The sequence below is a fragment of the Gracilibacillus oryzae genome (genome assembly GCF_009498735.1).
Lineage (GTDB): Bacteria > Bacillota > Bacilli > Bacillales > Amphibacillaceae > Gracilibacillus > Gracilibacillus oryzae.
This window is the reverse complement of the sequence record NZ_ML762429.1, coordinates 25,195-36,999: the sequence shown is the minus strand read 5'-3', so window position 1 is coordinate 36,999 and position 11,805 is coordinate 25,195. Positions and strand designations below refer to the sequence as shown.

11 protein-coding genes are annotated in these 11,805 nt (G+C 39.8%); 9 read left to right on the top strand and 2 right to left on the bottom strand.

Features of this window, described 5'->3' with window-relative positions; all coding sequences use genetic code 11:
* Nucleotides 1-155: 155 nt before the first annotated feature.
* Nucleotides 156-1,556: an alkaline phosphatase gene (locus F9U64_RS09490; RefSeq protein WP_153402811.1), complete on the top strand. Its 1,401-nt coding sequence runs from the start codon at nt 156-158 to the stop codon at nt 1,554-1,556.
* Between the two features lie 201 nt (nt 1,557-1,757).
* On the opposite strand, the gene F9U64_RS09485 is transcribed toward F9U64_RS09490, so the two are convergent.
* Together F9U64_RS09485 and F9U64_RS09480 are read right to left on the bottom strand one after the other, a co-directional pair.
* Nucleotides 1,758-2,699: a DUF4179 domain-containing protein gene (locus F9U64_RS09485; RefSeq protein ID WP_153402809.1), complete on the bottom strand. Its 942-nt coding sequence runs from the start codon at nt 2,697-2,699 to the stop codon at nt 1,758-1,760.
* Nucleotides 2,692-3,216, bottom strand: a complete 525-nt coding sequence (locus F9U64_RS09480; protein ID WP_153402807.1) for an RNA polymerase sigma factor — start codon at nt 3,214-3,216, stop codon at nt 2,692-2,694. Before F9U64_RS09480 ends, F9U64_RS09485 begins: the two co-directional genes overlap by 8 nt.
* 213 nt (nt 3,217-3,429) lie before the next feature.
* Here F9U64_RS09480 and F9U64_RS09475 point away from each other — a divergent pair, with 213 nt between their 5' ends.
* The 8 genes from F9U64_RS09475 to glnT form a co-directional block, all read left to right on the top strand.
* Nucleotides 3,430-4,953, top strand: coding sequence for a diguanylate cyclase domain-containing protein (locus tag F9U64_RS09475; protein WP_153402806.1), 1,524 nt, complete (start codon nt 3,430-3,432; stop codon nt 4,951-4,953).
* A 1-nt stretch (nt 4,954) separates the two neighbouring features.
* Nucleotides 4,955-5,092, top strand: a complete 138-nt coding sequence (locus F9U64_RS09470; RefSeq protein WP_153402804.1) for a hypothetical protein — start codon at nt 4,955-4,957, stop codon at nt 5,090-5,092.
* A gap of 384 nt (nt 5,093-5,476) precedes the next feature.
* Nucleotides 5,477-6,244, top strand: coding sequence for an IclR family transcriptional regulator (locus F9U64_RS09465; protein ID WP_153402802.1), 768 nt, complete (start codon nt 5,477-5,479; stop codon nt 6,242-6,244).
* Nucleotides 6,245-6,381: 137 nt separating this feature from the next.
* Nucleotides 6,382-7,647 (top strand): Zn-dependent hydrolase, encoded by a 1,266-nt coding sequence (locus tag F9U64_RS09460; protein ID WP_228275651.1) that lies wholly within the window; start codon nt 6,382-6,384, stop codon nt 7,645-7,647.
* A 42-nt stretch (nt 7,648-7,689) separates the two neighbouring features.
* Nucleotides 7,690-8,586 carry a class II glutamine amidotransferase domain-containing protein gene (locus F9U64_RS09455; RefSeq protein WP_194287327.1) on the top strand — a complete coding sequence of 299 codons (897 nt, stop codon included), beginning with the start codon at nt 7,690-7,692 and terminating at the stop codon, nt 8,584-8,586.
* Entirely contained in the window at nt 8,574-9,281 is a 708-nt protein-coding gene (locus F9U64_RS09450; protein WP_153402796.1) for a GltB/FmdC/FwdC-like GXGXG domain-containing protein, read from the top strand. The genes F9U64_RS09455 and F9U64_RS09450 overlap by 13 nt, the downstream gene beginning before the upstream one ends.
* Nucleotides 9,263-10,624, top strand: coding sequence for an FMN-binding glutamate synthase family protein (locus F9U64_RS09445; protein ID WP_153402794.1), 1,362 nt, complete (start codon nt 9,263-9,265; stop codon nt 10,622-10,624). The genes F9U64_RS09450 and F9U64_RS09445 overlap by 19 nt, the downstream gene beginning before the upstream one ends.
* 26 nt (nt 10,625-10,650) lie before the next feature.
* Nucleotides 10,651-11,805 (top strand): type III glutamate--ammonia ligase (gene glnT, locus F9U64_RS09440; RefSeq protein ID WP_194287326.1); only part of this gene is annotated, 1,155 nt, incomplete at its 3' end.

The following is an 11,805-nucleotide window of genomic DNA, read 5'->3' as shown; positions in this document are numbered from 1 at the left end:
TGCTCGTCTAAACAATATTACCTCAATTAGATAAATATTCCTGATTAATTAGTCAGAATTTTCTTAATATAATCTTTACCATCTATTAACAGTAGGTAAACATTCATTTGATAGATTGTGGAGTGTAATAAAAACTATGAAGGAGTTGGTAGAGAATGTTTAAGAAAATTAGTGCGATTGCATTAACTACAGGTTTAGTATTATCAACTATGAGTTTACCAGTTATGGCTGATAAGCCTGATAATCCAGGAAAAGGAAATGAAAATAGTAATGGTGGTAAGAAAGTAGAAAATATTATTTATATGATTCCTGATGGATTCAGCTCTACATATGCAGCTAACTACCGAGTATACAAAGGAGAAAATGCTATCTGGGATGAGCATTTAAAAGGAATGTACACTACTTTATCTGCTGATGCCGATATTACAGACTCTGCAGCTGCTGGTACTGCAATGGCAACTGGTGTGAAAACAAACAATGGTGTTGTTGGTCTTGATCCAGAAGGTAATGAACTGACTTCCATTCTTGAAGCAGCTGAAGCTGACGGTAAATCATCTGGTTTAGTAGCTACTTCCAGAATTACACATGCAACTCCTGCAGCATTTGTAGCAAATGTAGACAGCAGAAACAACGAAACAGAGATTGCTAGACAGTTTATTGAAAGCGAAGTAGATGTTCTTCTTGGCGGCGGACAGGATATGTTTAAGCTAGAAGAAGATAACGGAAAACAAACAGACAGAGATCTAATTGAAGAGGCTGATGAAGAAGGCTTCACTTATACAGAAGATAGAGATGAATTACTGGATCTTAAAGAAGAAATTGATGTAGAAGATGATGAAAGATTAATTGGTCTATTTGCTGAGGCTGCACTTGCACCTGAATTGCACCGTGGCGATACAGAAGAACCTAGTATAGCAGAAATGACAGAAGCATCAATTGATATTTTAGAAGAAGATAAAGATGGATTCTTCCTTATGGTAGAAGGAAGCCAAATCGACTGGGCTGGACATGCAAACGATGCAGCTTGGGCAATGTCAGATGTGGAAGCATTTGAAAAAGCAGTAGAAGTAGCAATGGAATTTGCAGAGAAAGATGGTAACACATTAGTGGTTGTTGGTGGAGATCATGATACTGGTGGTATGACAACAGGATCAGGTGCTTCTGATGGATTAAATGCTGATCTTTTAAAAGAAGTAACTGCAACTGGTGAAGGTATTGCTGCTCAGTTAAATGAAGACCGCTCAAATACAAAAGAAGTAGTAGAAGAAAATACTAAATTCACATTAACAGAAGAAGAAGTAACAGCTATTCAGGAAGCTGAAGATGCAGCTAGTGCAATTAATAAACTTATCAGTGACCGTGCTGGAATCGGCTGGACAAGCACAAACCATACTGGTGCAGACATTCCTTTATATGTTTATGGTCCACAATCTGACAAGTTTATCGGATTCCATGATAATACAGACCTTCCGAAGTTATTAGCTGAAGTTATCAAAGTAGAACTAGATAACACGGTAGAAGAATCAGACGAATCAGACGAGACTGAAGAAGAATAAAACAAAGGGAAGAGCCTAACGAGAAGTTGGGCTCTTTTCTTTCCATAGTTTCTGTTTATCACAGCGCTAACCGTCTGTAATCCCCCCACTGATCAAAGTCTCACTTTATTAATGAATGGAAAGAATGAAGACCCCTTATGATTATTCTATCGATAAGGGGTTTTCATATTACTATAGTCATGGAAGCTAATCTGGGTTCAATTATTTATCATCAATATCAATTACCTGCCCATTTGGCATATGCAATTCAATATTCATCTGCTCAAGATCTGTCGGTAATGCCTCAAACTTTAATTCAAAAGTAGTGCCTGTGAGATCAGTACTGTAGCCACTCCCTAGCTGACTGATTTCTTCTCCATTTATGATTAATTTGATTTTACTGAAATCCAGGTTTTCAACAACTGCTTTACTTCCTGTCCCACTTATTCTCGTTAAGGTTGGGGAGGCTGTGATTGATTGGAAGGCAAGTTGATCATTATCAAGCTGCACCTTTTCATTGATGGATTGTTTGATACTATGACCTAATGCTTTTACTGGATCATAAGCGAAAGTGATCGATTTACTTGTATTAAAAAATTCGACAGTTAATTCTTTCGCAAATCCGTTGGGCGGTTCAAAGCTGTGCGTCCCTTTCACAACTTTTCCGTCTTCGCTAACTTCTCCCATGCCGCTCTCATGGTTAGAATCTGTTAAGAAACCGGAAATTTTATTCGGGGTATGGTCAAATTCAGGATTTTTCTCGATTGATTGCGGGCTTTCTAATGTATAGAACATAACCAGTTGATTATCGTCAACAATTATTCCGTCTATTGTAAAAGTTGCTCCATCTTCAAAAGTGATGCTTTTATTAATGGTCTGCCCCATCCCGAGCTCATTCAAGTGCTGCAATGTATCGGAGACAACATCGTCATACCCAATAATCTTTTTGCCATAATAGGCAAGACTTTGGTAATTGTAGCCGATCAGTATACTGACAACCAAAAGTGCAGCGATACTTTGCCATATTTTCATATTCCAGTTCGTATGACGACGTTTTGGCTCCTTGTTTAAGGCTTGACGCAGCCGGAATTCTGTTTCCTCTGGTGCCTGATGCCCATCTAATTGCTCTTTTTTCTGATGTATCAGTTGTTTTATCCTACTCATCTTGTTCACCCCGATTTAAATGATGTAGTTTCTTCAAACCATAGTAAATCCTTGATTTCACTGTTCCTATCGATGTATTGGTCATTGTTCCAATCGTTTTTAAATCCAAATCATGCAAGTACTTGAGCCTGATCATCTCTGCCTGCTGTGGGTTTAACTGGGCAAGTAGATGATCAAGGTCAAGCTGTGTATTTTTTTGATCCACTGCATTACCGGAACTCGCAAATTCTAATTCATTATCTTCTATCGAAATAGTTTTCTTTCTTTTACGAAAGGCATCATAACAACATCGGACGAGAATTGTTTTACTCCAACTGTAGAAGGAATCGCGATTTTTCAATGTATGAATTTTCTCATAGAGAATAACAATCATATCTTCCATCATGTCTAATGCATCGTCTTTGTTCTTCATATAAGAGAAAGCGAGACGGTAATATTCATCCTGTTTTTTCATAATAAGTTGTAACAGCGCATCTTTATCGCCTTTTTGCGCCTTTTTCACAAGTTTGCCAGTCAATTGTTATCCCCCTTTCTATAGGTAAGAGGCAACGTGATAGTAAAAAGTTCATTTTATTTTTTATTCAAATAGTTTACCATTAAGGGGAAAATATCCTGTTTCTTTACTATTCTTAAGCAATTACATTTAAGATGGCAGAATTATAGTATACTTGCATTATCTCACTGAGGTTGATATATAACCCAGTATTCTTGGTTAGAGGGTGAATTTATAATGAATATATTATTTTACTTTATACTATATATAATCCCTGCTTCACTTTTTATTTTTATGGCAGGTATGATCTATGCGAATAACCGTTATAGCAGAATGCACAAAACATGCAGTCTATTGTACATTTTTGCTTCATTATGGTTTTTTGGTGTATTCACCGCTCTTATAACTTTTCCGCAATCTATTAATGAAATTATTATTTATTGGATCAATGGGTCGATCACGGTTACTTCATTACTATCTGTCCATCTTTGGTTTATGACGGCCGGAATGTATGAGAAGAAGAATGGTAAATTTCTTAAACTGGCCTTTATTCCAGGTGTTTTGCTAATCTTAATGCTCCCGATTGAGTCATGGATGGTGGAAAATCCGCTAACATCTCAAAATAAAACATTTATTCCTGGGCCTGGTTTATATTTGCTGTGGATTGTTGATTTTCTCTATCTTTTGATTAATTTTGTTATCATAATAGTAGAAATGAGAAGAGGCAGAAGTGCTGCCAGATTGTGGTTTATTGGCCATTTGTTGTTTTTTGTATGGACCATCATTATGTTAACAGCAGCTTTAACGTTTCAGGATGTCTATATATTTTTCTATCTCATCCCGTACGGATCTTTATTTTGGGCGATAGCCATTTACCTTAGTATGACACGGTTTGATTATTTATCGTCTTATGAAAAAAGGTATCATATTCTATTCAAACGATCTCCTTTAGGGATCCTTCTGCTTGATAAAGATGCAAAGGTGGTGGAGGCAAGTCCTCAAGTGCCTCAGTATTTAGGTGTGAAAAGGGAGGAACTTGTTCATTCCCCTATCGTGTCACTTTTAGATGGGATAAACAAGCAGACGTACATGAAGGAGCATCAGAAGGTTTTTGAGAAGAATCGAAAGCTAGTAAATGTTGAACTATCTTTTGAAAATAGGTTAAAGGAACGCAAAACGTTACTGGTTGATTCTGAGTTTATTACGGTAAATGGGAAGAAACTTCTGTTTGTTATGGCGAAAGATATCACAGAGGCGAAGGTTAAAGCGGAGAAAGTACAGTATCTTGCATATCATGATGTATTGACAGGCCTGTCCAACCGAGCTGCATTTGAAAAGAAAATAACAGAACTGTTAAACAAAAATGCGAAATTTAATTTTCTGCTGCTTGACTTAAATAAATTAAAACAAATAAATGATACATTTGGACACCAGGCTGGAGATTATGCCATACAGCATGTTGCTAAAGTTATTCAAACAGCAGTCAATGAAGATGATCATACAGCCAGATTGGGCGGTGATGAATTTGTCCTTCTGCTCGATCTGGAGGAGACAAATGAGATTGTCAACAAAATTGAAAAGCAGTTGGCCGTGCCGCTGCAGCTCCCTGATAATGAGCAAATAACTCTGTCTGCAAGCATTGGTATTAGCAGTTATCCTGCTGATGGAGAGACATTAGAGCAATTATACAGCATAGCAGATAAACGGATGTATAGGCAGAAGAGGCAAGAGGATAAGCCTTCCATAAAAAAGAGATATTGAAATGTCCAACAGGGAATTGGAAAAGGGTTTAAAAAATATAATAAAAGGTTTAGAAGACTTAAAGAAGGATCAAATGAAAAAAGAGAATATTAAGTATTGGTCACCTGTAAAAGTGATGTTTACATTATCTGAACAATAAGAGGAGAGCTTTCTTTTTTGCAATGAAACGGACATCTATCCTGTGCCCTTGCCGAATGAGAAAAATACACACCCAGTATGGCATTGAAAGGCCTCTTCACCGCTATGCTGGGGTTCTTTTGCATGCTTTTTAAAAGCCGAAAAAGGTTCTACTCATAAAATGACCTTTCTAATCCCTCGTCAGTACCCTCTCTTCCGTAACGTATCCATACAAACGAAAATGATGATATCGAAAAACCCTGTCAAGATATATAACGCAATCTCACTATCCGAGAGATGTTCCTATTAAAATTGAGATGTAGATGGCAAAGTTAAGAAAATAGGAGTGGAGGTGGCTTAATCTGTTTTGTGCAGCAGATTTCCAAACGAAAGAGGTGGCTTGTAGATGTCGGAAGTCATTAACAAATCTGTGAAATTGATACAGGCACTGAAGCCAGATGAATTTGAATATGAATGGAGTGCCACAGAGATCAGTAAAAAGGTGGATATGCCAGTCCAGACTGTTCATCGCCTGCTATCATCCTTAGAAAAGAATGGTTTTGTTTACAAAAATAAAGAGAACCGGAAATTCAGGCTGGGCCTTGGGTTGATGCAATTAGGTCTGTCTATTTGGGAAGGATTATCCATTTTAAACATCTCCAGACCTTTAATGGAGAAATTAGCGGACAAAACGCAGGAAAGTGTTTATTTAACTGTTAGAGAAGGGAATGATGGCATATTTGTTGAGTGCATTAATTCCCCGCAAATGCTGCGAATTGCAGAACCATTGGGAATGAGGCTGCCTTTATGTCATGGTGCATCGAAAAAAGTAATTCTGGCTTATATGAAACCATCCGCACAGGAACGAGTGATTAAAGGTTTAATTAGAACGGGGATTTTAAAAACCGAAAGAGAATTAGATTTATTGTTAGATGAGCTGACATTGATTAAACAACAAGGTTATTCGATCAGCACAAGTGAAACAACACATGGTACGAGTGGCGTAGCGGCACCTATCTTTGCATGGAATGGCCAGGTGGAAGGGGCTGTAAGTGTCGCAGGACCGGAAATAAGGTTTCGGGCCAATTATTTGAATCGGATCATCAACGCTGTAAAGGAAACAGCATTTGATATCTCAGATAAGATGGGCTGGGTTGACACAAGCCATAAATAAAAAAATGTAAGATCTTCTAACATACTTTTTCAAGATTTCCCACTATGTAGGATGACCGCCTTTGATTTTGAGAAAAGATAAGGCAAGATAAAGGTATGAAAGGAAAGAACAAAACTAAACAAGAAAGGGGAATTTTCTTGCAAAAGGCCATTGCCAAAACCAAGATTAACAGAGAACGTTTAGCAAGGTCTATTGAAGAGTTATCTATCTTTGGACGCAATGAAAATAACGGGTTAGATCGGACTACATTCACTCAGGCCGAATTACAAGCAAGGGACTGGTTGAAAGGGGAGCTGCATAAGCTCCATCTTCAAGTGAGGCTCGACCAGGCAGCTAACATCTGGGCAACAAGAGAAGGAACAGATAAGGCATTACCTTCTATTACTTTTGGTTCTCATATTGATACAGTCCCAAATGGCGGGAAATATGATGGGGCATTGGGGGTGCTAATCGGCTTGGAAGTAATGAAAGTACTGGAAGAATACAATATACCGACAAGACACAGATTTGAATTAGTATCCTTCAGTGCAGAAGAACCGAATCCCTTTGGTTTATCCACCTTCGGAAGCAGGGCAATCACAGGAAAATTAAAGCAAGAAGATATTTTAGATGTAAAAGACGCAGACGGAACATTGCTAACAGAGGCATTTAATAAAGCAGGAGGCGATTCAGCGAATTTTGAAGCATGTGTACGAGATTCTGATGAAATAAGTGCCTATCTCGAGGTTCATATCGAACAAGGAAAAAGATTATTAAATAAATCCATTCCTATTGGGATAGTGACCGCAATTACCGGAATCTATCGGGAAAAGGTGACAGTGACAGGGGAAGCCAATCATGCGGGAACAACCTTAATGAAAGATAGAAAAGATGCTTTGGCAGCCGCTTCGGAAATGGTGCTTGCATTAGAAGATATTTGCCGTAAGTATCCTGAAGATGAAGTTGTCGGAACAGTAGGTAAGCTAGACATTTTGCCGAATTCCGCCAATATTATCCCGGCACAGGTTGAATTTATGTTAGAAATAAGAGGCAAGTCACCACAAGAAATAAAGGAAGTTTTATCACAATGGAATCGTAGAATCGAAGAAATGAATCGTCCAGTAAAAGTCCAGCGAAAAATAATATTAGACCAGCTGCCCGCACCAATGGATCAGCAGATTATTCAGGAGATGGAGGAACAAGCAACTCAGTTAAATTATTCATCCTTACAATTGGGCAGTATGGCAGGGCATGATGCAACACATATGGCTTCGATAACAAAGAGCGGGATGCTGTTTGTGCCAAGTATCGAAGGGAAAAGCCATTGTCCGGAAGAAGAAAGTCTGATAGAAGATATCGAAAAAGCAGCAAATGTGTTATTGCATACACTGCTAGCTTTAGATAAAAGATTAGATTCATTATAAAAAATCTGAATATTCAGAAAATATGTGTAAAGGAGAATGAACATGTGTGGCATTGGAGGACTTATTTACAAAAATTCTGTTCATGAGAAAAAAACGGGCGAAATCGTCATTAAAATGCTGGAGAGTTTATGCAGACGAGGACCTGATTCCACGGGAGTTGCCCTTTTGCATCCTAAAACAGCAGACAGTTTATATATGGATGTGAATTATGAAAAGGAAGGAAATGGCGCAAAAGTTATCAATCTGTTAACAGAGTTTGCGACGATCGTCAGCACAACGGATCATGGCAGTTATGTTCGGGCACTGATTAAAGATGTTAGTGACGAAGAATTGTTAATAAATGCAGTAAACAATATTGATCATGATGTATCTGTCTCAAGTTATGGAGAACAGCTGGAAGTATTAAAGTTTTTAGGAGGAGCGGAGAATTTAGAAAGGCAATTCAGAATCTCTGATTATGACGGGAAAGTCGCGATTGGCCATACAAGAATGGCAACAGAAAGTAAGGTGGATATTTCTCACTCGCAGCCATTAAGTTGTCATCAAGGAAAAGATTTAACAATCATTCACAATGGCCATATTACCAACTACATCAAACTGCGCAGCAAATTTGAGAAAAAGGGCTACCATTTTATTACTGGAAATGATTCCGAAGTGATTGCCGTTTATTTAGTTGATAAGTTAAAAAGTGGCTATGACTTAAAAGAAGCGATGGAACTGTCCTTAAATGAACTAGATGGATCGTTCAGCTATATTGCGATTACACCGGAAAATGTCGGGTTAGCGAAAGAGCCATTTGGAATGAAGCCAATGGTTATTGCCGAAACAGATGATTTTGTTGCTTTTGCTTCAGAAAGTATGGCAATCACTAATGGATTTGGCAAAAACCTGAGCGTATTTGAACCTGATTCTGAGGAGGTTATGATATGGAAGCTGTAAAGGCTCATATGACGATTGATTGCAATGAAGTCTCTCAAAAAGACCTGAATAAAATAATTGCTGATTCAGCCAAGCAAGGCATAAAAGAAGTGCTGATAAAAAATCCGCAGGCAAAGCATAATCTTGGTGTCGGGATTACCGATCCAATCCATATCGTCTATGAAGGAGATGTCGGCTATTATGCCTGCAGCTTATCTGACCATATTTCGGCTGTTGTGCACGGCACTGCGGGCTGGGCGATCGGTGAGAACCTGATGAATGGCGAAATTGTTGTCGAAGGCAATGCGGCATCTTCTACTGCAGCATCCATGCGAGGCGGAACAGTTGTAGTAAAGGGCAGTTCTGGTGCAAGAACAGGCATTGGGCTAAAAGGCGGTACACTGATTGTCGGCGGAAATGTCGGCTATATGACCGGCTTTATGATGCAAAAAGGAAGAATGATCATATGTGGAAATGCCGGCAAGGCGTTAGGTGACTCGATGTATGCAGGCACGATCTATGTTGCAGGAGATATTGCTGAGTTAGGAAATGGAGCCGAAATTGTCGAGCTTCCTGCTGAAGAATATGAGGAAATCAGAAGTACAATGGAAGGCTATGGTATGAAGGCACCAGCCAGCTTTAAGAAAATTGTCTGTAACGGAATGCTTCATAACTTTAATAAAAAGGAGTTTGGCGTATGGAAAACAGTACTATAAGAAAAAGCAAAGTATGGAGTCCAGAGAAAATTGATGAAATTCAAGAAAAAGCCGAACTAGGCAGATACCGGATCAGAGGTCAGGCGACGAAAAGACAGGATTTGCCGTCATTTGATGATCTTGTTTTCACACCAGCAGGGTTGTCGCGTGTCGCTTTGGAAGGTTACAGGGAAAAATGTGATACACAAGTAGTGATAGGAGCAGGCAGGGTCAAACGTCCGCTTGTTCTGGAAACCCCGATTATGGTTGCAGGGATGAGTTTTGGGGCAATCAACTCTAATGCAAAAAAAGCTTTAGGAATTGCGGCAACACGCTGCGGGATCAGTACATGTACTGGTGATGGCGGGATGCACCCAGTGGAACGGGAAGCCTCCGAGAAACTAGTTTATCAGCTTCTTCCCAGCCGTTATGGATTAAATCCATATGATCTGAAACGTGCGGATGCGGTGGAAATTGTTGTTAGTCAGGGAGCGAAACCAGGTACAGGCGGAACATTGCTTGGACAAAAGGTATCAGAAGAAGTTGCGAACATGCGTGATCTACCACTAGGTGTGGATCAGCGCAGTCCGTGCCGCCACCCTGACTGGATGGGCCCGGATGATCTTGGTGTCAAGATAGATCAGGTTCGGATTGCGACAAATTATGAGGTGCCTGTTTTTATTAAAATTGGGGCAGGAAGAGTCTATGATGATACGAAACTTGCAGCAAAAGCTGGTGCTGATGCGATTGTGATTGACGGAATGGAAGGCGGAACAGCCGCTTCACCGGAAATTCAACTGGATCACACTGGAATTCCGACAATAGCAGCTGTCGTGGAAGCGGCAGAAGCTTTACACGAAATTGGAATGAAAGATGAGATTAAACTGATCATCGGCGGAGGAATCAGCAATGGGGCAGATGCTGCAAAAGCAATTGCACTAGGAGCAGATGTTGTCTATATCGGTACAGCAATGCTTGTTGCCCTGAATTGTAATAAATCATTATATGTAGAAGATTATGAAGCACTTGGAACGGTACCATCTGCATGCCATCACTGTCATACAGGGAAATGCCCTGTTGGAATAGCTACACAGGACCCTGCTTTAATGGCTCGCCTTAATCCAGAGGAGGCAGCTGACCGTGTGGAAAACTACATTAATTCGATCACAATGGAAATGCAGATCTTTGCAAGGTCTTGTGGCAAGAGTAAGGTAACTGACTTAGATCCAACTGATCTACGCTCGTTAACCATGAGTGCAACAATGATTACAGGTGTGCCAATTGTAGGAATGGGCACAACCCGTAAACCATATTGGGCAAATTACGACCACTCAACCGAAATGACCGAAATGGCATTAAGGTAACCATTTAAATGAAAGGGGAATGTACAGTGAATGGAGTAATGACAAGAAATACCGAGTTGTTGGAAGCTGTTGAGAAAAAGCTTGCCGAGGAAAAGGTCCAGTTTCTGTTAGCATCTTTTTCAGATATTAATGGAACATCCCGAGCAAAGTTAGTTCCTTCCAAACGGTTAGCATCCGTTTGTGAGAGCGGGGCAGGGTTCGCAGGCTTTGCTGTTGGAGATCTGGGTCATGGACCAACTGATCCAGATATTCTATGTATACCAGACTTAAGCTCCTTGACGATTCTGCCATGGCAAAAAGACCTGGCATGGTTTGCCGGAACGTTAACAGAAGACGGAACCCCTTGGTCTTATTGCCCCAGAACGATCTTGTTGAATGTAATGGAAAGAGCAAAAGGTATGGGCTATGAGATGAAAACAGGAGTTGAGCCGGAGTTTTTCCTTTTGAATCAGGATGAAAAAGGGGAGATCTCCCCTTCAGATCCATTTGATGTAGCCAAAAAGCCTTGTTATAACCAGCAAGCCTTAATGAGAAATTATGACTTTTTAAGTACACTGATCAAATATATGGATGATTTAGAATGGGGAGTTTCTCAGGCAGATCACGAGGATGCAAACGGCCAATTTGAGGTGAATTTCAATTTTGCTGATGTTCTTACATCTGCCGACAGGTTGACGTTTTTCAAATATATGATTCGCAATATGGCTGAGGAACGGAACTTAGTAGCAACCTTTATGCCGAAACCTTTTTCTCATTTAACAGGAAATGGCTGTCATATGCATTTAAGTCTCTGGAACGGTGAACAGAATTTATTTGAATCAGATGGAGACTTAAGAGGGTTATCTGATACAGCTTATTATTTTATTGGCGGAATTTTGAAACACGCTCGCGCTCTTGCAGCGATTGTTTGTCCAACTGTTAACTCCTATAAACGGCTCTCCGCTTTATCCACAAGTTCTGGTGCGACATGGGCGCCGAACCATATATCTTATGGAGGCAATAACCGAACACAGCTTGTGCGTATTCCAGAAGCAGGGAGAATCGAATTCCGCGCAATGGACAATAATGCCAATCCGTATTTAGCAGCTGCTGCCATATTATCAGCAGGTCTTGATGGAATTGAAAATGAAATCGATCCGAATTTGATCATTTCCGATAATTCTGTTTTAGTAGAAAGCATT